Genomic DNA, 25,545 nt, shown 5'->3' with positions numbered 1-25,545 from the left:
CTTGCACCATTGTGGTGCAAACTCAACTGTTTGACCACATTGCCGTAAATATTTACGGATTCTTTTGGTTTACCTATTGCCAGGCGGAAAGAATCTGCGACAATGTGAATAACCACCAAAGCCAGGTCAGACCATGCTTCCAGAAAACCCAACTTCTTCGGCGCCAAAAAAAGCGGTTACGCCGCGGCATGCCTTGCTGGAAAATCTGATAAGTCTGGTCAATAAGCACATTAGTGAACAGTTCGTCGAGCTGTCGACCCACTGGGCTGCCGAGCTGGTCGATGCGGACCACGCTGTCGACGTGAAAACCTTGCAAGCGCGCTTGCGTGCCGGTAACCGCCTGCGCACCGATCACTACGCCTTCCTTGGTATTTTCGCCAAACAGCTTGAGAACGACCTGCGCCTGGAAATTGCGCAACTGGCACCTGGCCAGAAGGCGCCAGTGCGCAAGATGGCAGAGTCGCTGTCCCTGGTATCCATGGAAGAAATGGACACCAAGGTCACTTTGGGCAGTTTCAGCAAGGCCTTTGAAGTCAAGTACGCCGATGGCCTCGCTACGCTCAATGTGCGCCTGGCGTTCCTGCTGGACCGCGATATCCTGCGCATCAACCAGAATCCTTTCCGTCCGGAGGTGTTCCTGGGTGCGTTCCAGCAGGCGTGGATCGACTTCATCAAGGATGATGAGGCGCATGATCTGATCAATCCTTTCCTGCGTCCGGAGGGATTCTTCGATTTCGGCGCCATGCTCGAGGAGCTGAGTTCCGCCCTCGAGCGCAAGGGCGTGGGGCCAGGCTCGGTCGAAAAGCACAAGACGCGCCGCGCCGATTCGCACGACGCGTCGCAAGCGCCTTCGCGCAAGAAAAACCAGCAAGCCGCGCTGGCGGAGCAATTGCGCCAGTTCTTCTCGGGCGCGGGCGATGCGCCCGGCGGCGGCAAGCCAGCTCCGAGCGGCTTTGAGCAATTAGGCGACCTCGATCTTTCGCTGCCTACCTTGAGTGTCACGCCGGGGCTGTATGGCGCGCCGGCGCATACGGCGGATTCCGGCGCTGCCGCGGCACCTGGCGTTGCCGCGCCGGGCATGGGGGCGGCGCCAATGGCGGCGCCGGGACAGGCGATGCCGGCACCAGGATTTGCGGCTGGCGCTGCGCCCGGGATGACGATGGCCGGCGGCGTTGGCATGATGCCTGGCGTTGCAGCGGGCGGCGCGCCAATGATGGCCGGCGTGCCCGGCGTCCCGGCCATGGGCGGCATGGTCATTCCTGCCGGCGGCGTAGTGTCCGGCGGCGGCATGCCGATGGCAGTTGGTACCGCAATGGCGGGCATGCCCCTGGAAAGCGGTGGCGTCGTGGCACCGGCTGCTGCCACGGGCGCAATGCTGTCTGGCGTTGCAGTGCCGGGCGTGCAGGGCGGCGTGGCCGTGCCGGCAGGCGGCTGGGTGCAGGGGCCGGCGCAGGGCTTCCACGGTGGCGCCAACAATGAGGCGGCCCAGCGCGCCTCCCTGTTGAGCGCCAAGGAGCCGCTGATGAATTTCCTGGCGCAGTTGCAGCGCGGCGTACCGGCAGGTGCCGTGTTCGCCACTGCCGACAGCGTCGCCATGCCGGCGCCTGGCATGGGCGTTGGACTGGCACCCGGTTTCGCCGCAGGTCCCGTACAGGCTGGCGGCGGCGCGATGCCGGCACCGGGATTTGCTGCGGGCGGTGGCTCGATGGGCAATGTCTTCCTCCTGCCGCAGATCAAGGAGCAGGCGCCAGCGGGCAGCCTGACGCGCGCCGACGAAGGGACGATTGACCTGCTGTCGGCGGTGTTCGACACCGTGTTCCGCGACCAGAGCATTTCGCCTGAGATTCGCGACCTGATTCGCTTCCTGCAGATTCCTGTGCTGAAGGCCGCGCTGGTCGACAAGAACTTCTTCTTCCAGGAGGCGCACCCTGCACGCCGCATGATCGACCTGCTGTCGCGCATGGGCTGGGAGCAGCACAAGGACCCTGATGATCCGCTGTACAAGGCCATGCAGCGCAGCGTGGAAAAGGTCAGCCAGGACCACCAGGAAGAACTGACCGTCTTCACCGAAGCGGTGAACGAGCTGGAAGCTTCCATCAAGGCGGAGGAGGCAGCGGCGGCTGCCGCCATGGCGGAGCCGATCGCCAAAGCGCTGAAGCAGGAAAAGATGTCGGTGGCCGCCAAGTCGGCCAAGGATGCCGTGGCACTGCGCATCGGCACCGGCGAAGTGGTGGCCATCGTGGAAGCCTTCCTGGAAAACAAATGGGTGTCGGTGCTGACCATCGCCTATAGCGTAGAAGGCGAGAAGCCCGGCGCGGTGAACAACGCCACCCAGACCATGGATGACCTGATCTGGAGCGTACGTCCAAAAATCACCCAGGACGAGCGCAAGAAGCTGATTGCCAAGCTGCCTACCTTGCTGTCCACGCTGAACAAATGGCTGGACGTCATCAAGTGGCAGGAGCCGGACCGCCTGCAGTTCTTCGCCGAGCTGGCCGAGTGCCACGCCTCGATCGTGCGTGCGCCGCTAGAGATGTCGCCTGAGCGGCAGGTCGAGATCGCCATGGAAGTGGCGAAGAGGGATGCCGAGCGCCGCATGCAGCTGCAGGCCGTGGCCGAAGTGAGGGCCGAGGAGGCGCCGCCGCCGGACGACGACGCCAGTATCGAAGTGGACAGCCTGACGCGCGGCATGTGGCTGGAATTCGACCAGGAAGACGGCAGCCAGCGCAAAGTCAAATTGGCCTGGATCAGTCCTCTGAAGACGCTGTATATCTTCTCGACCACGGGGCGCCAGGAAGCGTTCTCGATCACCGGCGAGGCGATGGCCGATCAGTTCCGCAAGGGGACTGTGCGCCTGATCCGCACCGAGGGGGTGGTGGCGGCCGCGCTGTCGGTGGCAATGGGCGGCGTCGCGGCTGTCAACGACGACCACCACGACCTGCCTGCCAACGGCACCTCCGCTTAAGTCTTGCGCAGGACGGCCAGCAGGCCGTCCGAAGCGTCCTCTATGTAGTCCAGCACCGTATTGAAGCCATTGGCGCCGCCGTAGTACGGGTCGGGCACCACGTCCGAACCGGAGCGCGAGGCGTATTCCATGAGCAGCCTGACCTTGTGGCGGTGTTGCGCAGGGCAGGCGCGCAGCAGCAATTCCAGGTTGTCGTGGTCCATCGCCAGCACGTAATCGAAGCGTTCGAAGTCTTCGGCGGCCACCTTGCGGGCGCGCTGGGTGCTCAGGTCATAGCCGCGGGCGGCGGCATGGCTGGCCGAGCGCGGGTCGGGCGGGTTGCCAATATGGTATGCGTGGGTGCCGGCCGAATCGATGTGCAAATCGAGGCCGGCGGCCTGGGCGCGGGCCCGGAATACACCCTCCGCGGTCGGTGAGCGACAAATGTTACCCATGCATACAAACAGGATGGCGGTTCTGGTCTTCATTTTGTTCTTGCTATACAGGGATAATGGTATGATTAGCCACTTTTTTAACACGTCCCAGCGGGCGAAGTACAGATAAAACGTGCGTCTATCTTCCATTAAATTGTCGGGATTTAAGTCGTTCGTCGATCCCACCAATTTCCAGGTACCCGGACAGCTGGTCGGCGTGGTTGGTCCAAACGGTTGCGGCAAGTCCAATATTATCGACGCAGTGCGCTGGGTGCTGGGCGAATCGAAGGCGTCCGAGCTGCGCGGCGAGTCGATGCAGGACGTGATTTTCAACGGTTCCACCCATCGCAAGCCCGCCGGCCGGGCTTCCGTGGAGCTGGTGTTCGACAACAACGAGGGCAAGGCGTCCGGCCAATGGGGCCAGTACGCCGAAATCGCGGTCAAGCGCACGCTTACGCGCGACGGCACCTCTACCTATTACATCAACGGCCAGCCCGTGCGCCGGCGCGATATCACGGATATTTTCCTCGGTACCGGCCTTGGGCCGCGCGCATATGCGATTATCGGCCAGGGCATGATCTCGCGCATCATCGAGTCGCGCCCGGAAGAACTGCGCGTGTTCCTGGAAGAGGCGGCCGGTGTATCAAAGTACAAGGAACGCCGCCGCGAGACGGAAAACCGCCTGCACGACACGCGCGAAAACCTGCTGCGCGTCGAAGACATCCTGCGCGAGCTGAATAACAACCTGGAGAAGCTGGAAGGCCAGGCGGCAGTGGCGACCAAGTTCCACCAGCTCCAGTCCGACCAGGAGGAAAAGCAGAAGCTGCTTTGGCTGCTGCGCAAGAACGAGGCGCAGGCCGAACAGGCGAAGTGCTTCCGCGAGATGGAACAGGCGCAGAACGACCTCGAGGAACAGACCGCAAAGCTGCGCAATGTGGAGTTGACACTGGAGCAGATGCGCCAGGCGCACTTCGCTGTCGGCGACCGCCTGCACCAGGCGCAGGGCCACCTGTACCAGACCAATGCCGAAATCGGCAGCCTGGAAGCACAGATCAAGTTCGTGATCGAGTCGCGCACCCGTTTGCAGCAGCAGCTAGGCACCCTGACCTCGCAGCGCGACCAGTGGGCGCAACAGGCGGAAGAATACAGCGGCCAGGTCGCCGAGGCGGAAATCACCCTGGAGGAATTGTCGGCGCGCGTGGAGCAAGCACGCATGCTGGCGGAACAGAAGGGCGAATTGCTGCCGGTATTGGAGCAGGAGTGGCGCGAGGCGCAAACCAGGAGCAGCGAGTCGCGCGCCCGCATCATGCAGGCGCAGCAGCAGCTGGAGCTCGAATCGGCGCACCAGCGCAATGCCTCCAACATCCTGGCCGGCCTGGCGATGCGCAAGGAGCGCCTGCAGCAGGAGAAGGGCGGGCTGGCGATGCCCGATTCCTCGCACCTGTCGAACCTGAAGATGCAGCTCGAAGAAAAGCAGCAGTCGCTGGAAGAGCAGAACATGATGCTCGAGGATGCGCTGGAGCAGCAGCCCAAGCTCGAGGAAGAGCGCCAGGCCGCGCAGGCTGCCGTGCAGTCCGAGTCCGCCGCGACCCACCAGCTGGAAGCGCGCCTGAATGCGCTGCGCCAGCTCCAGGAGCGCGTGCAGACCGAAGGCAAAATCACGCCATGGCTGCAAAAGCATGAACTGAACGAGCTGCCGCGCCTGTGGCAGAAGCTCGACATCGAAGAGGGCTGGGAGACTGCGCTGGAAGCTGTGCTGCGCGAACGCACTTCGGCGCTGCAGGTTTCCAATATCGAATGGGCCAAGCACTTCTTCAGCGATGCACCGCCGGCCAAGCTGGCTTTGTACGCGCCCGCCGTTGCCGGCAGCTCAGGCGCGGCAGCGCCGGCTGGCGCTGCGCTGCGTCCGTTCCTCGATTTGCTGAAACTGAATGATCCTGGCCTGCGCGGCGTGCTGCAGGACTGGCTGCACAACGTCTTCCTGGCAGACGACAACGCCAGCGCATTCGCGGCGCGCGCCACCTTGCCGGCCGGCGGCTGCTTTGTAACGAAGCAGGGCCACATCATCACGCAGTCGTCGGTGCGTTTCTACGCCGCAGACGACGAGCAAGCCGGCATGCTGGGCCGCCAACACGAGATCGACAACATCTCCAAGCAGCTGCGCGCGCAATCGATGCTGGCCGAAGAGGCGCGCGGCAGGGCCGTGCGCGCCGACGCTGCGCTGGGCAACCATAGCCGGCTGCTGACAGAGCTGCGCGCCAAGGTGCAAAGCCTGACTGCCAGCGTGCATACCTTGCAGCTGGAAGTGGTCAAGCTGTCCGAAATCGAAGCCCGCTTCAACCAGCGCAGCAACCAGATCGAGAGCGACCTGGCCGAAATCGCCGCGCAGGAGGAAGAGCAGATGCAGGTCAAACTCGAATCCGAAGAGAAGTTCGAGCAGCTCGACATGGAGCTGGGCAACCTGCAAGGCGAGCATGAGGACGGCCAGACCGCTTTCATGCACAAGGAGCAGCGCTTAGCTGACGCCCGCGAAGCGCTGCGCGAGCTGGAACGCAAGGCGCAGGAGGCGCAATTCGCCGAAAAGTCGGGCCGCAACCGCATCGATGAACTGCGCCGCAGCATCGCCACCGCCACCGCGCAGGTGGCGCAAGTAACGGAAAGCCTGCAAGCGGGCAAACTGGAACTGGAAGGCCTGGAAGCGGGGACCGCCAACGAGGGCTTGCAGGACCTGCTGGACCGCCGCACGCAGCAGGAACGCGCGCTGGCCGACGCCCGCCATGAGCTCGACCAGATCACCCAGCAACTGCGCCAGTTCGAAGACTCGCGCATGCAATCGGAGCGCAGCCTGCAGCCGCAGCGCGACAGGATCACCGAAATGCAGTTGAAGGAGCAGGCCGCTCGCCTGAACCAGGAGCAGTTCGCGCAGCAGCTGGCCGAGGTGCAGGCAGACGAAGCGGCGCTGGCCGAGAAGCTGCACCCTGACATGAAGGCGTCCTACCTGCAGGGCGAGGTGACGCGCCTGACCAACGCCATCGCCGCGCTGGGCGCCGTCAACCTGGCCGCGCTGGACGAACTGGCCACGGCGTCGGAACGCAAGAACTTCCTGGACGCGCAAAACCGCGACCTCAATGAAGCGATTGCAACGCTGGAAGATGCGATCACCAAGATCGACAAGGAAACGCGCGACCTGCTGCAGGACACCTTCGACCGCGTCAACCAGAGCTTCTCCGAGCTGTTCCCGATCCTGTTCGGCGGCGGCCAGGCAAAGCTGATCATGACCGGCGAGGAAATCCTCGACTCCGGCGTGCAGGTCATGGCGCAACCGCCAGGCAAGAAGAACGCCACCATCCACCTGCTGTCCGGCGGCGAAAAAGCGCTGACTGCAACGGCGCTGGTGTTCTCGATGTTCCGTTTGAATCCCGCGCCATTCTGCCTCCTGGACGAGGTGGACGCGCCGTTGGACGATGCCAATACCGAGCGCTTCTGCCGCATGGTCAAGCGCATGTCCGAACAGACCCAATTCCTCTTCATTTCGCACAACAAGATTGCGATGGAGATGGCCAATCAACTGATCGGTGTGACGATGCAGGAACAAGGCGTGTCGCGCATCGTGGCGGTGGACATGGAATCCGCCGCATCATTTGCTACAGAGGCTCAAGCCGCATGATTACAGATTTTCAAATGAGTTTGATTGCCGCCGGCGGCGTGTTCGTCGTTGGCGTCATTAGCTACAACAAGTGGCAGGAGTACAAGCTGAAAAAGCGCGTTGAGCGCGCCTTCGACGGCCAGCATGACGATGTCCTGATGCGCACCGATGGCGGCGTGCGTGCCGAGCCGCGTTTCCACCTCGATGACGTGCCGATGCCAGATGCCGGTTCCGGCGCCTATGGCGTGCCGGAACACGCCGGCGGCCATGTCGGCAATATGGCGGCGCCGAGCATTGCGCCTGACAGCAATGAAACGCCGCTGCCGGTGCGTACGGCCGATGCCGGCGTGCCTGCGGAAGAACTGGCCACCTGCCTGGTCGACCCGCTGATCGATTGTCTGCTGCCGCTGGAGCTGGAAGCCCCCGCGCGCGGCGAAAAGCTGCTGCCGGCCTTGCAGAAGCTGCGCTTTGTGGGCAACAAGCCCATCCACTTCATCGGCCTGGCCGTGAGCGGCGACTGGGAACCGGTGCGCCATGGCGTGGTCTACACCAGGCTGCAAGGCGGCGTGCAGCTGGCCAGCCGCAGCACCGCTTTGAACGAACTGGAATACTCCGAGCTGGTGAGCCGCCTGCGCAGCGTATCCGATGAAATCGGCGCCGAGCCGCAAATCCCCGACATGATCGAGGTGATGCAGGATGCGAAGAACCTGCATCGCTTCGTCGCCAACCACGACGCGCAACTGGGCGTCAACCTCGCTTCCAACGGCGCGCCGTGGAATATCGCGACCTTGCTGGGCGCGCTGGAAAAACTTGGCTTCGACGTGCGTCCCGACGGCCGTTATGCAATGCCGGACGGCGAGGGCGGTTACCTGTTCTCCCTGTCGACCAATGTGACGCTGGCCGAAGAAACCACTTCGCGCCTGACGCTGTTGCTGGACGTGCCTTGCGTCGCACCCGCACGCGACGGCTTCGGCTCGATGATCGGCTGCGCCAAGAACCTGATGGCGCGCCTGGACGCGACCATCGTCGACGATGCCAACCAGCCGCTGGCCGACGAAACCCTGGCCAGCATCGCAGGCCAGGTCAGGGAGTTCTACGACGACATGGCGGCATCGGATATCCCGGCCGGTTCCACCCGCGCACTGCGCCTGTTCAGCTAATTCACCGGGTAACTGAGCATGAGCGACACCCAACATACAAACCCTGCCGAACGCGCAGCCTGGCTGGCCGCGGAACTGAACCGCCACCTGCACGCCTATCACGTGCTCGATGCGCCGACCATTCCGGACGCCGAGTACGACAAGCTGTTCGTTGAACTGCAGACCATCGAAGCGGCCCACCCCGAGTTGCAGGCGCCCGATTCGCCCACCCTGCGCGTTGGCGCGCCGCCGCTGGCGGAATTCGCCGCCGTGACGCACGCGGTGCCGATGCTGTCGCTCAACAACGGCTTCAACGAGGAGGATATCGAGAACTTCGACCGCCGCGTGCGCGAAGGCCTCGACGCGGTACAAGCGGTCGAATTCGCCACGGAAGTCAAGTTCGACGGCCTGGCAATCAACTTGCGCTATGAAGACGGCGTCTTCGTGCAAGCCGCAACGCGCGGCGACGGCTACACGGGCGAGGACGTCACCGCCAATATCCGCACCATCAAAGGGATCCCGCTGCGGCTGAAGACCGATGCGCCGCCGCCGGTGCTGGAAGTACGCGGCGAAGTGCTGATGTTCAAGGCCGATTTCGCCGCCCTGAATGCGCGCCAGCGGGAACTTGGCCAGAAGGAATTCGTCAACCCGCGCAATGCCGCCGCCGGAGCCCTGCGCCAGCTCGATTCGCGCATCACGGCCCAGCGCAAGCTCAGCTTCTATGCTTACGGCATCGGCGAGCTGACTGGCGCCGACCTGCCGGCCACGCACAGCGCGCTGCTGGACTGGTATGCCGACCTGGGACTGCCGGTGTGCGCCGAGCGCGACGTCGTGCGCGGCAAGGATGGCTTGCTGGGCTACTACGAACGCATCGGGAAGGCCCGGCCATCGCTGCCTTACGAGATCGATGGCGTGGTGTACAAGACCAACCGCTTCGAGGACCAGCGTGCCCTGGGCTTCGTGTCGCGTGCGCCGCGCTTCGCGCTGGCCCACAAATTCCCGGCCGAAGAAGCGCTGACCACCGTGCAGGCGATCGAAGTGCAGGTTGGCCGTACCGGCGCCATTACGCCGGTGGCGCGCCTGGCGCCGGTCTTTGTCGGCGGGGTCACTGTCACCAACGCCACCTTGCACAACGAGGACGAAGTGCGCCGCAAGGACGTGCGCGTAGGCGATACGGTGATCGTGCGCCGCGCGGGCGATGTGATCCCGGAAGTGCTCTCGGTGGTGCTGGACAAGCGCCCGATGCCGGAGCCTGCGATGTGGACGCTGCCGGCGCAATGCCCGGTGTGCGGTTCCCACGTGCTGCGCGCGGCTGATGAAGCCGTGGCGCGCTGTTCCGGCGGCCTGTTCTGCTCCGCCCAGCGCAAGGAGGCGATTCGCCACTTCTGCGGCCGCCGCATGATGGATATCGAAGGCCTGGGCGACCGCTATATCGACAACCTGGTCGAGTGCAACCTGGTGCACGGCGTGGCGGACCTGTACCGCCTGTCGCTGGAAGACCTGCTGAAGATGAAGCGCCTGGCCGACGAACGTGACGGCAGCACGCCGGAAACCGTGGCCCAGGGCAAAGTCCCGACCAAGTGGGCTGAAAACCTGCTGGACGCCATTGCAGCGAGCAAGAATCCGCCGCTCGAGCGCCTGTTGTTCGCGCTGGGCATTCGCCACGTCGGCGAATCGACGGCCAAGACGCTGGCCGACTGGCTGGGCAAGCTGGAACTGATCCGCAAGGCGCCGGTGGCGGTGCTGCGCGTGTTGCCGGATATTGGCAGCACGGTGGCCGAATCGATTGCCGACTTCTTCGCCGAAGAGCGCAACCAGCAGGCACTGGACGCCTTGCTGGCCGCCGGCGTGGCGGCGAAAGGCGAGCATGCGCCCAAAGCCGCGCTGCGCGAGAAGCTGGAAACGGTCGCGCTGCTGGCGGCAATCGGCATCCCGAAGCTGACCGAGCCGCGCGCCAAACAGCTTGCCGAGCAGGTCGACCAGGTCAAGCCGGGCGCCACCCTGCTGGCACTGGCGCACCTGCCTGTCTTCAACGTCTTCGGCCTGCCGGCCAACGTGGCGGAGGCGCTGGAAGGGTGGATGCGCGAGCAGGCCAACCGCGACTCGCTGGTTGCCCTGCACGAACTGCGCGAGCAATTGCTGGCACAACTGCCGCAAGTAGCCGAGGCGGAAGGCGCCATGAGCGGCAAGACCTTCGTCCTGACCGGCACGCTGCCCACCATGAGCCGCGACCAGGCCCAAGCCCTGATCGAAGCCGCCGGCGGCAAGGTGTCCGGTTCGGTGTCGAAGAAAACCTCCTACGTTGTCGCCGGCGCGGAGGCCGGCAGCAAGCTGGCCAAGGCCGAAGAACTGGGCGTGACGATTCTTGACGAGGCGGGCCTGCTGGCCCTGTTAGGTCAATGATGGCGCGCCGCATCCGCAAGGCGGTGTTCCCGGTCGCCGGCCTGGGCAGCCGTTTCCTGCCTGCCACCAAAGCCCAGCCAAAGGAAATGCTGCCCATCGTCGACAAGCCACTGATCCAGTACGCGGTGGAGGAGGCGGTGGCTGCCGGCATCACGGAACTGGTCTTCGTCACTGGCCGCAACAAGCGCGCAATCGAGGACCATTTCGACAAGGCTTACGAGCTCGAGTCGGAGCTGGAGGCCAGCGGCAAGGAAAAATTGCTGGATGTGGTACGCGGCGTCCTGCCGCCCAACGTCACATGCATTTACACGCGCCAGGCCGAACCCCTTGGCCTGGGCCATGCCGTGTTATGCGCCCGTCCGATTGTGGGAGATGAACCATTTGCCGTACTGCTGGCCGATGACTTCATGGATGCGAATGGCCACAAGCCGGTGCTGGCCCAGATGACGCAATGCTTCGAGCAAGAGTGCGTCAGCCTGCTGGCGGTGCAGGATGTGCCCCGGGCTGACACCCGCCAGTACGGCATTGTGAGTGCGCAGCCCTTTGTCGACAAGCTGGAAATGGTGTCGGGAATCGTCGAGAAGCCCGAACCGGAGGCCGCCCCGAGCACGCTGGCCGTGGTGGGGCGCTATGTGCTGACCAACCGCATTTTCGACCACCTGGAGCGTGTCGGCGCCGGCGCCGGAGGCGAAATCCAGCTCACCGACGCGATCGCGGCAATGCTCAAGGAAGAGCGCGTCCTGGCTTACCGGTATGACGGCGACCGTTACGACTGTGGCTCGAAGCTTGGTTACCTGAAGGCTACCGTCGCCATGGGACTGCGCCATGGCGAGACCGGTGCTGGCCTGCGTGAATTCCTGAAGCAACTGGAGGGCTCCAAGTGACAGTGCGTGAAATCCTGAAGATGGGCGACCCAAGGCTGCTGCGCGTGGCCGAGCCGGTGCGCGAATTCAATAGCAAGGAGCTGCATGCCCTGATCGTCGACATGTTCGACACCATGCACGCGGCCAATGGCGCCGGCCTGGCCGCGCCGCAGATCGGCGTCAACCTGCAACTGGTGATCTACGGTTTCAAAGCCAATGCGCGCTATCCCGACGCGCCGCAAGTGCCGGAAACGGTGCTGATCAACCCCGTCTTGACGCCGCTCGGCGACGAGATGGAGGAGGGCTTCGAAGGCTGCCTGTCGGTGCCGGGCCTGCGCGGCAGCGTGCCGCGCTATACCCGCCTGCATTACGAGGGCTACGACCAGTTCGGCGAGCGCATCGTGCGCGATGCGGACGGCTTCCATGCCCGCGTGGTGCAGCATGAGGTGGACCATTTGCTGGGCATCCTCTATCCAGCACGGATCCGCGACTTCTCCAAGTTCGGCTTTACATCGGTGTTGTTCCCCGACCTCGATCCCGGCGACGACGACTGATTTGTTTGGCGGCGCCGCGAATCTGGCGTAATATCCCGGCCACTTTGTATTCTTATCAACACAACGGATTACCCAGATGAGCAACCAGTCGCAGAATAACCCGCTCGAATTCAGTGTCCGCGGCATCGCCCTCGGCATCCTCATTACCCTGGTCTTCACTGCCGCCCAGGTCTATCTTGGCCTGAAGGTCGGCCTGACCTTCGCCACCTCGATTCCCGCCGCCGTGATCTCCATGGCCCTGCTCAGCGCATTCAAGGATGCGACGATCCAGGAAAACAATATCGTGCAGACCATCGCTTCGGCAGCAGGGACGCTGGCTTCGGTGATTTTCGTGCTGCCTGGCCTGCTGATGATCGGCTGGTGGGCCAAGATTCCATTCTGGCCGACCTTCGGCGCCTGCGCCATTGGCGGCGTGCTGGGCGTGATGTACACCATGCCGCTGCGCCGCGCACTGGTGTCGCAGTCCAGCCTGCCATACCCGGAAGGCGTGGCCGCGGCGGAAGTGCTGAAAGTCGGCACCCAGTCGCGCGCCGGCGCGCAGGAAGGCAAGGCAGGCCTGTGGGCGGTGATCTGGGGCGCGGTGGCTTCCGCCATCTTCGCCTTCCTCGGCGCAGCCAAGCTGGTCGCCGCTGAAGTGGCGCATTTCGTCAAGTTCGGCAACGGCGCCACCGGCCTCGGTGCATCGAGCTCGCTGGCCCTGGTGGGCGCAGGCCACCTGATGGGGATCGCGGTCGGCATGGCCATGCTGGTGGGCCTGGTGATTGCATGGGGCGTCCTGGTGCCCGTGCTGACCATGGCCAACCCGGCCGCTCCCGGCGCTTCGCTGGCCGACCACGCGCTGGGCATCTGGAGTACCCAGGTGCGCATGATCGGCGCCGGCACCATTGGCGCCGCCGCCATCGTGACGCTGGCGACCCTGGCCAAGCCGGTGGTGGGCGGCCTGAAGTCGGCCATGGAAGCTGCGCGCCGCGCCAAGTCTGGCGGCGCCGACGTGCCGCGTGAGGACAAGGATCTGCCGCTCTTCATCGTCGGCCTGGTAACCCTGCTGTCGATGGTGCCCGCCGGCTGGCTGCTGTCGTCTTTCCTGTCCGGTGGCCCGCTGTCCTCCATTTCGACCCCGCTGGTGGCCGTTGGCATTGGCTATATCCTCATTGCCGGCATGCTGGCTGCGGCGGTTTGCGGCTACATGGCCGGCCTGATCGGTTCTTCCAATTCGCCGGTATCGGGCCTGGCCATCCTGTCCATCCTCGGCGCAGCAACGACCGTGGGCTGGGTGGGCCGCGAAATCATGGGCCCGGATACCGCGCAGGCGCTGATCGCTTACGCACTGTTCGTCACTACCGTGGTGCTGGCTGTCGCCGTGATCGGTAACGACAACCTGCAGGACCTGAAGACCGGCCAACTGGTCGGCGCAACCCCATGGAAGCAGCAGGTCGCCCTGATCATCGGCGTGTTCGCAGGCTCCTGCGTGGTGCCACCGGTGCTGGAACTGCTGAACCATGCCAACGGGTTTGCCGGCGCGCCCAACGCGAACGCCATTTCCGACCAGCCGCTGGCCGCTCCTCAGGCGACCCTGATTTCCACGCTGGCCAAAGGCGTGATCGGCGGCGACCTGAAATGGGACCTGATCGGCTATGGCGCCCTGATCGGCCTGGCGCTTGTAGCAATCGACTTCATCCTGAAAAAATCCAGCAACCGCAAATACAGCTGCGCGCCGCTAGGCGTCGGCCTGGCGATCTACCTGCCCTCGGCGGTGACCTCGCCGGTGGTGGTGGGCGCAATCGCCGGCTACTTCTTCGAAAAAGCGGTGCGCGGCAGGAAGCATGGCGAAGCGGCTTCCCGCCTTGGCGTGCTGGTGATGTCCGGCTTCATCGTCGGAGAAAGCCTGTTCAACGTGGCGCTGGCGGGCCTGATCGTACTGACCAATAAGGGTGAACCGCTGGCCATCGCCAACAGCATGAGCGAGGCGACCACGATGCTGATCGCGCTGGCAGTGGCTGCATCCGTTGTAGTGGGACTGTATCGCTGGTCGGCGAAATCGGCCAGCGCCATCGAGGCTTGACGCAACACTTTCGGAGTGTAGCCATGACGCTATCTCGAATCGGGCAGGGCACGTGGAATATGGGCGAGCGTGCTGCCGACAAGGCGGCGGAAGTACGGGCCCTGCAGCTTGGGCTGGACCTCGGCATGACGGTGATCGATACGGCGGAAATGTACGCCGACGGCGGCGCCGAGAAGGTGGTGGGGGAAGCGATTTCCGGCCGCCGCAGCGAGGCTTACCTGGTCAGCAAAGTGCTGCCGCAGAATGCATCGCGCAAAGGCGTGGTGGCGGCCTGTGAGAACAGCCTGAAGCGCATGAAGGTCGATCACATCGACCTGTACCTGCTGCATTGGCAGGGCAGCGTACCGTTTGCCGAAACGCTGGAAGGACTGGTCGCATTGAAACAGGCCGGCAAGATCCACGAATTCGGCGTCAGCAACTTCGACCTGGCGCAAATGAAGGCCGCCACCGCACTGGCCGGCGGCGATGCGATCGAAGCCAACCAGGTCCTGTACAACCTGCGCCGCCGCGGCATCGAATGGGATTTGCTGCCCTGGTGCCAGGAGCGGGGCATCCTGCTGATGGCGTACTCGCCGCTGGAGTCCAGCCGCAAGGAGCAGGAACGTTTGCTGGCCGAACCGGCGCTGCAGGCCGTCGCTGCGCGGCACCAGGCGACGCCTGCGCAGATCGCGCTGGCATGGCTGCTGCGGCAGGACGGCGTGATGCCGATCCCGAAAGCGTCCAGCGACGGGCACGTGCGCGCCAACGCGGCGGCCATGACGCTGAGGCTGGACCAGGAAGACCTGGCCCGGCTGGACAAGTCCTTCGCGCCGCCACGGCGTGCAACCCCGCTGGACATCCTCTGACCGCGCCCTAGTAGCGATAGCTGGCGTAGAAGGCCGCCGTAGGGGCCGTATTGCGCCGCGTGATCGGGCTACGCGCCGCTTCGCGCACCAGAGTGCTTGAACCCAGCATGCCGGTGAGGGTCCAGCGCGGATCGACCCGGTGCTCCCAGGCGAAATTGAGGACCGCTTCGTACATGCCCGCCTTGGGCGAGAACGGTTTGTGACCCGTGCGCAAGGCCTGTGACGCGGTTACGCCGTGGTAGGTCTGCATATACTTTTGATCGGCAAAGTTCGCGCCCAGGGACAGGGCGACTTTGTCGCTCTTGTCTTCGTGCAGCACGCCGGTGATCGCCAATCCGGCGGTTTTGCCGTTCTCCTTATGCGATAGGGGCAGCGAAGCGCTGGCGCCCAGTACCAGCCCCGGCACGATGCTGTAACCGGCGCGCAGGTTGGCCGTGGCGCTGGCCTTGATGTCGCCCATACCCCGCAATTCGCTGCTGCCTCGGCTGCCGATAGCGCTGGACTCGTTCTTTTCAAGGCGCTCCCCGCGCACGCCCAGCGCGGCATCGAGCGAAAGGGCGCCCAGCGCGGTGCCGTAACCCAGGCCGCGCATGCTGCTGGCATAAAGGCCGTTGGCCATCTGGTAGTCGATGACGATGACGGGCGCGAGCTGCATTTGCTCCGAGCCCGCGTAGCGCGGAACCGCGGCCAGGCCGCCACCGAGTGTAAGCGTGTTCTCCTGTGCATACACATTGGCGCAGCAGGCGAGAATGAAAACCGAGACTGAAAATTTCATGACTTGTTTTGAAAAAAGTGATGGAGGCGGCAGTTTCCCAGCGCTCCATGAAGAATGGATAAAGCGCGTCTTCATGATTCCTTCAGCTGGCTGTGTTTAGAATGGCGGGCATGAAGATCCTTCTGATTGAAGACGATATGGACCTTGGTAACGGCATCCGCATTGCGTTGACCGACCAGGGAATGGAAGTGACCTGGGTACGCCAGCTGGCCGATGCGCAGCGCCAGATCGAGCAGCGTGGCTTCGACCTGCTGTTGCTGGACCTGGGGCTGCCGGACGGCGACGGTATGAGCCTGGTGGCCAGCCTGCGGCGGGGGCGGGAGGGCGTGCCGATCCTGATCCTTAGTGCGCGGGACGCATTGTCGGAGCGCCTGCTTGGCCTGGATACCGGCGCCGACGACTACCTGGTCAAACCGTTCGAACTGGCGGAGTTGCTGTCGCGGGTACGCGCGCTGGCTCGCCGCAGCTATGGATTTGACGGCGAAACGCTGGAGTTGCGCGGCATCGCGCTGCATGCGCCGACGCGGCGCGTTACCGTCAATGGGCGCCTGGCCGACCTGACCGGCAGCGAATACGAACTGCTGCGCATCCTGATGATGCGTGCCGACCGCGTGGTGACCAGGCGCAGCCTGGAGGAGCAGGCCTTGCCGGGTGCGCAGGCGAACGCCAGCAATTCATTGGACGTTCATATGGCCAACCTGCGCCGCAAGGTGGGGGAAGGCCTGATACGCACCGTGCGCGGGGTCGGCTATGTGATCGACCAGCGCGAGGCGGGCCGGTGATCCGCAGGTGTTGGCAACGGCTCGCAGCGCACAGCATGGTGGCGCGCCTGCTGGTGGCGCAGATGTTCGTCCTGTGCCTGCTGTGGCTTCTTGCGCTGCTATACGTGGTGCATGACGCAACCCGGGATAAGGTCACGCTGGAGCTTGAATCGACCTACGACGCCATTTTCACGGTCGCAGAGAACCAGCTGGCCGAACCGGCGAAGATGCGGGAGTCGATACGCAAAGTGGAAGTGGCGCTGCGCGAGATGGCTGGCGTCGACATTGCCGCCTTTCCTGGCCCCAGCTTCATCGTCGAAAACAGCGAAGGCATCCTGTACCGCTCGGTTGAGGTGCCGGCGGGGGCAAAAGCCGCTGCGCCCGGCGAGCTCCCGCTGTTTGAAAGCGGCGGCAGCACATGGCGCGCGCGCACGGTGCGGTCGCCGCGCTCGTACGTGCGCATCACCAGCATCATGCCTGCCGATGGCGTCAACATTTTCTTAAGGCTGGCCTCGCGCGGCACGCTTTTGCTGCCCTTGTTGATCAGCTTTCCTTTCCTGATCTTGCCGGCCTGGCTGTCGATTCGCCTGGCCCAGGGCCCATGGACCAGGGCCATGGCGGATCTGGCGACGCGCGGCCCGCAGGACTTGCGCCCCTTGCCCGTCGATGGACGCCCGCGCGAGTTGGTCGCCATGTTCAGCCGGATCAATGCCTTGCTGGCGCGGGTCAGCGACAGTGCGGAACGCGAGCGTGCCTTTATCGCAGACGCCGCGCACGAGCTGCGTACGCCGTTGGCCGCCATGCGCGTGAACGTGGAAGCCTTGCAGCGGCAGGCCGGCGATCCGCGCCAGCAGGAACTCCTCGACGGCATCGTCAGCGGCAATGCGCGCGCCACACGACTGGTCAGCCAGCTGTTGCGCCTGATGCGCAGTGATGCGACGGGCTGCGACCAGGAAGAGCAGGTCTGCTTTGATGCGCTGGTGCAGGAGCGGATGGCAGCGCTGGCCGGCATTGCCGACGCCCAGGATGTTGAGCTGGAGATGAGTGGCGACGATGGGCTCTACCTGAACGGACGCAGGGAAGGACTGGTGTCGCTGGTCGACAACCTGCTGGATAACGCCATCAAGTACAGCCCGCAGCGCGGCAAGGTCATGGCGGACGTGCGGCGCGCCGATGGTTGCGCCGTGCTGCGCATTTCCGACCAGGGACCTGGCATTGCGCCGGAATTGCGCGAGCGCGTGTTTGACCGCTTTTTCCGCGATCCGCGCCAGGCGCAAGCCCATTCGGGCAGTGGCCTGGGCCTGGCGATCGCACTGGCCGTGGCACGCCAGCACGGCGGCAGCATCGCGCTGGATGCCGCCGGCAGCATGGGTTTGTGTGTGACGGTGTGCCTGCCGCTTGCCGGCTAAGGTTTAGCGCTGGCCGCGGCCGGTGCTGAGGCGTTCGAGGATGCGGTGCAGTTCGTCCTGCATCATTGGCGACAGGTTCTGGAACTGGCAGCCGATTTGCACCTGCTCGCCGAGCAGGAAGGAGCGGAAATGGCGCGCCAGGCGGATTTCCAGGTCGCAGATCAGCACCGAGCCGGGCCCCATGTCGAGGCGCACGCGCTGCAGCTTGCGGCCGACGTGCAGTCCGACCGCATCGCGCGGCGAGCAGCGCATGCCGACGCCGCCCACCGCAAAGTCGTACAACTGCATTTCGTACGGCTTGCCATTCAAGACGAAGGAAGCGGTGTGGTAGGTGCCGAGCGGGGTTTCCAGGCGTGGCGCCGAGCGGCGGTTGAGGACCTGGCAGCGTTCGGGGAATTGCGCCGGGATCAGCGTCGGCTGCTCCGGCAAGGCATTCCAGTGCGGGTCGTCCAGCTTGAACTGGAACTTGGCGCCGCCCAGCCAGGCCACGAAAATGCATTCGCCGGGCGGCAGGGTCGAACCTTCGTTGAGCTGGATGACAAAGTGCGGCAGTTCAGGGTCGACCGACAGCAGGCGGGCCATCACCGCTTCGGCATTGTCCCGGTGGTAGATGGAAATCGCATCGCCCGCGTCGGCCAGCGCCGCCAGGGCGTCGCCAATTTCGTCGGGGTCGACGATGTCGTGTGGATGCGACCCCGCAGCAATCGGCTCCACCGCGTCTTGTGGACGGGGCGGTCCCTTGCGGAAGTCGTTTGGCATTGGATCGTTCACAGCTCAGGTTCTCGATTTTTAGGAGAAGACGCCAGTACTTTACCGCGTTCTTCCGCCTTCCGCTTGCTAAACGGCAATGAATGCTGCTTTTCTGTTGCGTCGATGCCGACTCAGAAGCGCTCGTCCGGGGACAGGTAGCGCCATTGCCCTTCTGGCAAGTTTCCAAGTTTGACACGACCGATGCGCACGCGCTTCAAGCCTATCACGCGCAAGCCCACCATCTCGCACATGCGGCGGATCTGGCGCTTCTTGCCTTCGCGCAGGGTGAAGCTGAGCTGATCGTCGTTCTGCCAGCGTACCTTTGCCGGCAACAGCGCTTTGCCATCCATCCACAGGCCGTGGTTCAGGCGCTGCAAATCGCTGTCAGGCAGGCGGCCGGGCCTGGTGTACTCGACGCGGACCAGGTACTCCTTGTCAACGTTGGTGCTTTCGCCAATCAGCTGCTTGGCCACGCGGCCATCCTGGGTCAGGACCAGCAGGCCGACCGAGTCGATGTCGAGGCGGCCGGCCGGCACCAGGCTGCGCAGCTGGTTGCGGTCGAAGCGTTCCGGCGAGCGGTCTTCGGCCCAGCGGTTTTCCGGTTTGATCAGCACCACGGCGGGCTGGTAGCCGTCTTCGGCCTGGCCGGAGACATAGCCGACCGGCTTGTTGATCAGGATAGTGACGCGGCGCGCCTGTTCGGCGGCGGCCTGGCGCTCCACGGTGACTTTCTGGCTTGGATAAACCTTGGTGCCCAGTTCGGACACTACTTTGCCATCCACGCGCACCCAGCCCTTGGCGATCCATTCGTCGGCTTCGCGGCGGGAGCACAGGCCCAGTTCGGACATGCGTTTGGAAAGGCGTAACAATTCTTCGGACATCAGATTTTCAGTACTTCGAGTAAGTCGGTTTCCAGCTGGAGCTGGGTACGGGCATTGGCCAGGGCAGGGCCGTCGACGATGAACACGTCTTCCACGCGTTCGCCGAGAGTCATGATCTTGGCCGTATGCAGGTTGATCTTGTATTTGGTCAGCACGTTGGCGATCGAGTACAGCAGGCCGGTGCGGTCGTTGGCCGCCACGGACAGCAGGTAGTACTGGCCCCGTTCGTCGGGCCGCAGGTCCACCGTCGGCTGGATCGGGAAGGTGCGCGACAGGCGCGACAGGCGTCCCTTGCTGGGCGCCGTCAGCGGTCCTTGGCTCACCAGCAGCTCGCACAACTCATGCTCGATCAGGTTGATGATGTCGCGGTAGCTTTTGGCGAAATTCTGCTCGGTGACCAGGAAGGTGTCGAGCGCATAGCCGTGCTTCGTGGTATGGATTTTAGCATCGAGGATGCTGAAATTCTTGCGGTCGAAGTAGGAGCAGATGCGCGCGAACAGGTCCGGCTGGTCCTTGATATACACGGCTACCTGCAAGCCTTCGCCGATCGGCGCCAGGCGGGCTTTCACCACCGGCTGTTCGCTGTCCAGGCGGTCCCACAGCGCGCGCGTCTGCCAGGCGATATCGCTGGCATCGTGGCGCAGGAAGTAGGCCAGGTCCAGCTGTTTCCACAGCGCCTCGTGGGCGTCGGACGGCAGGCCGTACAGGCGCAGGGTGGACAGCGCTTCCTGCTGGCGGTTCTTCAGTTCGCGGTCAGCGGAGTGCGGCTCGCCGCCCAGCACGCGCAGCGTCATCTTGTACAGGTCTTCCAGCAGCTTGCCCTTCCAGGCATTCCACACCTTCGGGCTGGTGCCGCGGATGTCGGCCACTGTCAGCAGGTAGAGCGCGGTCAGGTGGCGTTCGTCCCCTGCGGTTTTCGCGAAGGCCTGGATCACGTCCGGATCGGACATGTCCTGCTTCTGCGCCACATGCGACATGGTCAGGTGCTGTTCGACCAGGAAGGACACCAGTTCGGTGTCTTCTGCGCTCATGCCGTGCTCCTGGCAGAACTGCTGCACGTCGGCCACGCCCAGCTTGGAGTGGTCGCCGCCGCGGCCCTTGGCGATGTCGTGGAACAGCGCGGCCACGTACAGCAGCCATGGCTGCGGGAAGTTCGCCATCAGTTGCGAGCAGAACGGGTACTCGTGCGCGTGCTCGGTCATGGTGAAGCGGCGCATATTGCGCAGCACCATCATGATGTGCTGGTCCACCGTATAGACGTGGAACAGGTCGTGCTGCATCTGGCCCGTGATCTTGCGGAAGCTTGGCAGGTAGCGGCCCAGGATGGACAGCTCGTTCATCCGGCGCATATTGTGGATGATGCCTTGCGGCGCCTGCAGGATACGCAGGAAGTAGGCCTTGTTGACCGGATCGGCGCGGAAGGCGGCATCGATCTTGAAGCGTTCGTGCCACAGCGCGCGCATGGTGCGCGCCGTCATGCCTTTCAGGGCAGGGCGTTCGCACAGCAGCACGAAGATCTCCATGATGGCCGACGGCGTCTTTTCAAACGTATCGTCGTCGTTCATGTCGATCATGCCGTTCACTTCGCTGAAGCGCTCGTTGATGCGTACCGGATCGGCATCGTGCGGGAACAGGTAGGACTCGATGTTCTGCAGCAGGATGGTGTTGAGCTGCACCACGGTCTTGGCGGCCCAGTAGTAGCGCTGCATCAGGTATTCGCTGGCGCGGCGCATGTGGACGCCGCTGCCGGTGGCTTTCAGCCCCAGGGTCTCAGCCACGGCGGTCTGCACGTCGAACACCAGGCGGTCTTCGCGGCGGCCGGCCACCAGGTGCAGACGCACGCGGATATCCTTGAAGGCGCGCTCCTTCTCCATCAGCTGGCGCGCCTCGGTCTGGGTGATCAGGCCGCGCACGGCCAGCGTGCGCCAGGAGTTGGCCAGGCCGGCGGCCTTGGCCATCCACAGGATCACGTGCAGGTCGCGCAGGCCGCCCGGGCTCTCCTTGACGTTCGGCTCCAGGCTGAAGGGCGTGTCCTCGTATTTGGCGTGGCGCTGGCGCATTTCGATGGTCTTGGCCTCGAAGAAGGCGCGCGGGTCCATGGCCTTGTTGTAGGCGTCCTGCAGCTGGGCGAACAGCACCATGTTGCCGGTGATGATGCGCGCCTCCAGCAGGCTGGTCTGTACGGTGATGTCGGCCTTCGATTCGGCCAGGCACTCGTCGATGGTGCGGATGCTGTGGCCCACGTCCAGGCCCAGGTCCCACAGCAGCTGGACGAACTCCTCCAGCTTGCCGCGCGCGGCGTCGTCCGGCGCCGCGTGCAGCAGGATCAGGACGTCGACATCGGAGTACGGGAAAAGCTCGCCGCGGCCGTAGCCGCCGACCGCCACCAGCGCAGCCTGCGGCGGCAAGCGGCTGGCCGCCCACGCTTGCGTGAGGACGTCATCGACGCTGCTGCGCAGGTTGCGCAACAGCTTCTCCGGCATGCCGTCTTCATGGAAGTTGGCAATGATGCGCTGGCGGTCCGATTTGAGCCGGGCCTTGAGCTGTTCCCGCAGGTCCTTCTTCATCGCGGCGTGCGGCATGCGTGTTCAGGCTACGGCTTTTTCGGTGACAAAGGCAGGCGGTTGCGGGCTGCCGGCGGACAGGGTCAGCACTTCGTAACCGGTTTCGGTGACCACCAGGGTATGTTCCCATTGCGCGGACAGGCTGCGGTCCTTGGTCTTGATGGTCCAGCCGTCAGGCATTTCCTTGATTTCGCGGCGGCCGGCGTTGATCATCGGTTCAATGGTGAACACCATGCCCGCTTCCAGCACAGGGCCGGTGCCCGGCTTGCCGTAGTGGAGGATCTGCGGCTCTTCGTGGAAGACCTTGCCGATGCCGTGGCCGCAGAATTCGCGCACCACGCTGTAGCCATGCTTCTCGGCGTGCACCTGGATGGCATGGCCGATATCGCCCAGGGTGGCGCCCGGCTTGACCTGCTCGATGCCCAGCCACATGCACTCGAACGTCACGTCCGACAGGCGCTTGGCCAGGATCGACGGCTTGCCGATGAAGAACATGCGGCTGTTGTCGCCGTGGTAGCCGTCCTTGGTGATGACGGTGATGTCGAGGTTGACCACGTCGCCATCCTTCAACACCTTGTCGCCCGGGATGCCGTGGCAGATCACGTCGTTGACCGAGGTGCAGATGGCTTTAGGGTAGGGCGTGTAGCCCGGCGGGCAGTAGTTCAGCGGCGCCGGAACGGTGCCCTGCACATTGGTCATGTACTCGTGGCACAGGCGGTCCAGTTCACCGGTGGTGACGCCGGCCTTGACGAAAGGGGTGATGTAGTCGAGCACTTCGGAGCCGAGACGGCCAGCCTCGCGCATGCCTGCGATGTCCTCGGGAGTCTTGATATTGATAGTCATGGGATCTTGCTGTTCTGTACAGGGTACGCCACTCGGGGGCGTTATCAGCAAGATTATAAACGACAGCCTCAGCGCGCGCCCGGCGGATGCGCTATGCCGATTTGCAGCGGCCGGTGGCGGGAATCGAGCAACACGTGGCGCACGGATGACAGCTGACATGCGATTGTCACAATTGCACCTTAGCATCGCTGGACCCCTACAACCAGACCTATAAGGAAAATCGATGTCCACCAGCCGCCGTAAATTCCTTGGCATGGCCTCTGCCGGCGCCGCCAGCACTTTCTTTCCCGACCTGATCAGGCAAGCACTGGCGGTTCCCGCCTACAGCGCCACCGGCACCCTGGCCGATGTGCAGCACGTGGTCATCTTCATGCAGGAGAACCGCTCCTTCGACCATTATTTCGGCACGCTGGCCGGCGTGCGCGGCTTCAACGACCCGCGCGCCATCACCTTGCCGGGCGGGAAGCCGGTCTGGTACCAGCCCAACGGCACCGGTGGCTATGTGCTGCCGTTCCACTTCGACGCCAAGAACACCAGCGCGCTGTCGCTTGGCACCAACCACAGCTGGAAGAGTTCGCAGGCGACCTGGCAAGGCTGGGATGCCTGGGTCAAGCAGAAAACCGCCCAGAGCATGGGCTATTTCGATCGTGGCGACCTGCCGTTCTATTACGCGCTGGCCGACGCCTTCACCATTTGCGACGACTATCATTGCTCGATCTTCGGCGCTACCGACCCGAACCGCATGTATTCGCTGACCGGCACCAACCAGAACTGGCTGGGCGCGATGGGCAGCCTGTACAACATCGACTCGGCCGGCTACTACAACAACGATCCGAAGTACGACAACGTCACCCCGTCCGTGACGGCCAGCGCGCCGAACTGGCGCACTTATGCAGAGATCCTCGAGGCCAACAGCGTGAGCTGGAAGGTGTACCAGGAATGGGACAACTACGGCGACAACTACTTGGCGTACTTCCGCAATTTCCGTGTCAATGCGGACGGCACGCGGCTGTCGGAAAGCAGCCCGCTGTACCAGAAAGGCCGTGTCATCGCGCCGGGCTCCACGGAAAGCAATGCGCGTGGCACCAAGGGCGACTGGCTGGTGAACTCCTTTGCCGAAGACGTGCGCAATAACCGCTTGCCGCGCGTGTCCTGGATCGTGGCGCCGAACGACTACACCGAGCACTCGCCAAACTCGCCGAATGCGGGCGAAAACCTGACGGCACGCCTGCTGGCTGCGCTGGTTGCCAATCCGGATGTCTGGTCGAAAACCGTCTTCCTGCTCACCTACGACGAGAACGACGGCTTCTTCGACCATATGCCTTCGCACATGGCGCCCCTGAATCCCGGCATGGGCCGCAGCACGCTGGCCGACAACGGCCAGTACGAGAACTACAACGGCGTGCCGGTAGGCCTTGGCCCGCGCGTGCCGATGCTGGTGGTTTCCCCCTGGAGCAAGGGCGGGCGCGTCTGTTCGCAACTGTTCGACCATACTTCCAAGCTGCGTTTCCTGGAAGAGTGGCTGGTGGCGAGCCTTGGCAAGCAGCGCGCCAGCATCGCCTGCGAGCATATTTCCCCGTGGCGCCGTACCGTGTGCGGCGACCTGACCTCGGCCTTCGATTTCAAGACGCCGAACGCAAGCTGGCCGTCGACTGTGCCGAAATCGACCACCTACCAGCTGGTGTCGGGCAAGCCGTACCCGCAGCCGCCTGCGGTGCAGACCCTGCCTGCACAGGAAGGCGGCAGCCCGCGCTATTCCTGTGCCTTGCCTTACGCCTTCGCTGCGACCGCCCGCGTAGCCTCGTCGAAGCAGGTGGAACTGTCCTTCTTCAACCAGGGCGCGGCCGGCAGCGCATTTATCGTCTACTCCCAGGCCCGCAGCGACGGCCCCTGGTATTACACCGTGGAGGCGGGCAAGAGAATTGAGCGGGAAGTCTGGAACTGGACCACGGCAAACTATCACCTGAGCGTTGTCGGGCCGAATGGCTTCCAGCGCGAGTTTGGCGGCGTGCTGGCGCTGGCCATTGCGACCGGCGGCGCCCGCCCGGAGGTGTGGCTGAACGCAAATGCGGCAACGATGTCGGTCGATGTTGTGTTGTCCAACCTGGAGGGCGGCCGCGCCGCCACCTTCCGCCTGGCCGACAACGCCTACGGCCGCGCAGCGACCAGCCACACGGTGGCGGCCGGCCAGCAAGCGACGGTAAACGTGCCGGTTGGCGCCAGCTACGGCTGGTATGACCTGAGCGTAAGCTGCGATTTTGACGCGCAATACCTGCGCCGCATGGCCGGCCGCGTCGAGAATGGCCTGGCAAGCCGGACGGACCCGGTGCTGGGGCGCACCGCGGCGGGTCCGCGGGCGACCTTGTCGGCCAGCGCGGCATCGGTAGCGCGCGGCACGCCCATCAGTTTTGCTTACTCCGTGCCGGCCGCGCAGGTAAACAGCAAGAACTGGATCGGGATCTACCGTAGCGGTGTGACGCCCGGTGCGACCGCGTCGCTGTCCTGGCAATACGTCACCACGGGCGCCGGCACGGCGGCGTTTGCCACTTCCGGCCTGGCGGCGGGCAGCTATGCCGCCTGGCTCCTGTACAACGACGGCTATACCTCGCTGGCCAGCCCGGTGGCATTTTCGGTGACCTGATGGGCTTAGGCGATTGTGCCGATTTCTGCAC

General features: G+C 64.1%; 17 protein-coding genes. 11 read left to right on the top strand and 6 right to left on the bottom strand.

Translation table 11 applies throughout. The features are described 5' to 3' along the window. The first annotated feature begins 133 nt into the window (after nucleotides 1-133). Entirely contained in the window at nucleotides 134-2,965 is a 2,832-nt protein-coding gene (locus ACWBU6_RS17855) for a DUF1631 family protein (RefSeq protein ID WP_452644755.1), read from the top strand. On the opposite strand, the gene ACWBU6_RS17850 is transcribed toward ACWBU6_RS17855, so the two are convergent. Further along, nucleotides 2,962-3,432, bottom strand: coding sequence for a low molecular weight protein-tyrosine-phosphatase (locus ACWBU6_RS17850; protein WP_452644754.1), 471 nt, complete (start codon nucleotides 3,430-3,432; stop codon nucleotides 2,962-2,964). The genes ACWBU6_RS17855 and ACWBU6_RS17850 overlap by 4 nt on opposite strands. 79 nt (nucleotides 3,433-3,511) lie before the next feature. Between ACWBU6_RS17850 and smc the strand changes: the two genes are divergently transcribed. From smc to ACWBU6_RS17815, 7 genes are all read left to right on the top strand, one after another. Next, complete coding sequence (smc, locus tag ACWBU6_RS17845) at nucleotides 3,512-7,045, top strand: chromosome segregation protein SMC (protein ID WP_452644753.1); 3,534 nt, start codon at nucleotides 3,512-3,514, stop codon at nucleotides 7,043-7,045. Nucleotides 7,046-7,059: 14 nt separating this feature from the next. Then, nucleotides 7,060-8,184, top strand: a complete 1,125-nt coding sequence (locus ACWBU6_RS17840) for a cell division protein ZipA C-terminal FtsZ-binding domain-containing protein (protein WP_452644752.1) — start codon at nucleotides 7,060-7,062, stop codon at nucleotides 8,182-8,184. A gap of 18 nt (nucleotides 8,185-8,202) precedes the next feature. After that, on the top strand, nucleotides 8,203-10,566 hold the full coding sequence (gene ligA, locus ACWBU6_RS17835) for an NAD-dependent DNA ligase LigA (protein WP_452644751.1): 2,364 nt from the start codon (nucleotides 8,203-8,205) through the stop codon (nucleotides 10,564-10,566). Further along, nucleotides 10,563-11,450 (top strand): UTP--glucose-1-phosphate uridylyltransferase GalU, encoded by an 888-nt coding sequence (gene galU / locus ACWBU6_RS17830; RefSeq protein ID WP_452644750.1) that lies wholly within the window; start codon nucleotides 10,563-10,565, stop codon nucleotides 11,448-11,450. Before ligA ends, galU begins: the two co-directional genes overlap by 4 nt. Next, entirely contained in the window at nucleotides 11,447-11,983 is a 537-nt protein-coding gene (def, locus tag ACWBU6_RS17825) for a peptide deformylase (RefSeq protein ID WP_452644749.1), read from the top strand. Before galU ends, def begins: the two co-directional genes overlap by 4 nt. A gap of 76 nt (nucleotides 11,984-12,059) precedes the next feature. Beyond that, on the top strand, nucleotides 12,060-14,045 hold the full coding sequence (locus tag ACWBU6_RS17820; protein WP_452644748.1) for an OPT family oligopeptide transporter: 1,986 nt from the start codon (nucleotides 12,060-12,062) through the stop codon (nucleotides 14,043-14,045). Nucleotides 14,046-14,068: 23 nt separating this feature from the next. Then, nucleotides 14,069-14,890 (top strand): aldo/keto reductase, encoded by an 822-nt coding sequence (locus ACWBU6_RS17815; RefSeq protein ID WP_452644747.1) that lies wholly within the window; start codon nucleotides 14,069-14,071, stop codon nucleotides 14,888-14,890. Nucleotides 14,891-14,897: 7 nt separating this feature from the next. On the opposite strand, the gene ACWBU6_RS17810 is transcribed toward ACWBU6_RS17815, so the two are convergent. Continuing rightward, entirely contained in the window at nucleotides 14,898-15,665 is a 768-nt protein-coding gene (locus tag ACWBU6_RS17810) for a MipA/OmpV family protein (protein ID WP_452644746.1), read from the bottom strand. Nucleotides 15,666-15,775: 110 nt separating this feature from the next. Here ACWBU6_RS17810 and ACWBU6_RS17805 point away from each other — a divergent pair, with 110 nt between their 5' ends. Next, the gene (locus tag ACWBU6_RS17805) at nucleotides 15,776-16,447 is read left to right on the top strand and encodes a response regulator (RefSeq protein WP_452644745.1); all 672 of its coding nucleotides are present in this window, start codon (nucleotides 15,776-15,778) and stop codon (nucleotides 16,445-16,447) included. After that, nucleotides 16,444-17,835 carry a sensor histidine kinase gene (locus ACWBU6_RS17800; RefSeq protein ID WP_452644744.1) on the top strand — a complete coding sequence of 464 codons (1,392 nt, stop codon included), beginning with the start codon at nucleotides 16,444-16,446 and terminating at the stop codon, nucleotides 17,833-17,835. The genes ACWBU6_RS17805 and ACWBU6_RS17800 overlap by 4 nt, the downstream gene beginning before the upstream one ends. Before the next feature lie 3 nt (nucleotides 17,836-17,838). Here ACWBU6_RS17800 and ACWBU6_RS17795 read toward each other — a convergent pair whose 3' ends face one another. From ACWBU6_RS17795 to map, 4 genes are all read right to left on the bottom strand, one after another. Then, nucleotides 17,839-18,594 (bottom strand): flagellar brake protein, encoded by a 756-nt coding sequence (locus tag ACWBU6_RS17795; protein WP_452644743.1) that lies wholly within the window; start codon nucleotides 18,592-18,594, stop codon nucleotides 17,839-17,841. 122 nt (nucleotides 18,595-18,716) lie between these two features. After that, nucleotides 18,717-19,466 (bottom strand): pseudouridine synthase, encoded by a 750-nt coding sequence (locus tag ACWBU6_RS17790; RefSeq protein ID WP_452644742.1) that lies wholly within the window; start codon nucleotides 19,464-19,466, stop codon nucleotides 18,717-18,719. Then, a complete protein-coding gene (locus ACWBU6_RS17785; RefSeq protein WP_452644741.1) occupies nucleotides 19,466-22,048 on the bottom strand; it encodes a [protein-PII] uridylyltransferase in 2,583 nt (860 codons plus the stop codon). The genes ACWBU6_RS17790 and ACWBU6_RS17785 overlap by 1 nt, the downstream gene beginning before the upstream one ends. Nucleotides 22,049-22,054: 6 nt before the next feature. Then, the gene (gene map, locus ACWBU6_RS17780) at nucleotides 22,055-22,873 is read right to left on the bottom strand and encodes a type I methionyl aminopeptidase (protein ID WP_452644740.1); all 819 of its coding nucleotides are present in this window, start codon (nucleotides 22,871-22,873) and stop codon (nucleotides 22,055-22,057) included. A gap of 223 nt (nucleotides 22,874-23,096) precedes the next feature. On the opposite strand from map, the gene ACWBU6_RS17775 reads away from it, so the two are divergent. After that, nucleotides 23,097-25,514: a phosphocholine-specific phospholipase C gene (locus ACWBU6_RS17775; protein ID WP_452644739.1), complete on the top strand. Its 2,418-nt coding sequence runs from the start codon at nucleotides 23,097-23,099 to the stop codon at nucleotides 25,512-25,514. Nucleotides 25,515-25,545: the final 31 nt, after the last annotated feature.

Source organism: Pseudoduganella sp. HUAS MS19 (assembly GCF_053615455.1).
This window is presented reverse-complemented; position numbering and strand designations above follow the sequence as displayed.

Excerpts from the sequence above, each read along its gene's own strand:
- ACWBU6_RS17855 (WP_452644755.1), top strand. The coding sequence starts at position 134 with ATGCTTCCAGAAAACCCAACTTCTTCGGCGCCAAAAAAAGCGGTTACG.
- ACWBU6_RS17850 (WP_452644754.1), bottom strand. The coding sequence starts at position 3,432 with ATGAAGACCAGAACCGCCATCCTGTTTGTATGCATGGGTAACATTTGT.
- ACWBU6_RS17840 (WP_452644752.1), top strand. The coding sequence starts at position 7,060 with ATGAGTTTGATTGCCGCCGGCGGCGTGTTCGTCGTTGGCGTCATTAGC.
- ligA (WP_452644751.1), top strand. The coding sequence starts at position 8,203 with ATGAGCGACACCCAACATACAAACCCTGCCGAACGCGCAGCCTGGCTG.
- galU (WP_452644750.1), top strand. The coding sequence starts at position 10,563 with ATGATGGCGCGCCGCATCCGCAAGGCGGTGTTCCCGGTCGCCGGCCTG.
- ACWBU6_RS17820 (WP_452644748.1), top strand. The coding sequence starts at position 12,060 with ATGAGCAACCAGTCGCAGAATAACCCGCTCGAATTCAGTGTCCGCGGC.
- ACWBU6_RS17815 (WP_452644747.1), top strand. The coding sequence starts at position 14,069 with ATGACGCTATCTCGAATCGGGCAGGGCACGTGGAATATGGGCGAGCGT.
- ACWBU6_RS17810 (WP_452644746.1), bottom strand. The coding sequence starts at position 15,665 with ATGAAATTTTCAGTCTCGGTTTTCATTCTCGCCTGCTGCGCCAATGTG.
- ACWBU6_RS17805 (WP_452644745.1), top strand. The coding sequence starts at position 15,776 with ATGAAGATCCTTCTGATTGAAGACGATATGGACCTTGGTAACGGCATC.
- ACWBU6_RS17795 (WP_452644743.1), bottom strand. The coding sequence starts at position 18,594 with ATGCCAAACGACTTCCGCAAGGGACCGCCCCGTCCACAAGACGCGGTG.
- ACWBU6_RS17790 (WP_452644742.1), bottom strand. The coding sequence starts at position 19,466 with ATGTCCGAAGAATTGTTACGCCTTTCCAAACGCATGTCCGAACTGGGC.
- ACWBU6_RS17785 (WP_452644741.1), bottom strand. The coding sequence starts at position 22,048 with ATGCCGCACGCCGCGATGAAGAAGGACCTGCGGGAACAGCTCAAGGCC.
- map (WP_452644740.1), bottom strand. The coding sequence starts at position 22,873 with ATGACTATCAATATCAAGACTCCCGAGGACATCGCAGGCATGCGCGAG.
- ACWBU6_RS17775 (WP_452644739.1), top strand. The coding sequence starts at position 23,097 with ATGTCCACCAGCCGCCGTAAATTCCTTGGCATGGCCTCTGCCGGCGCC.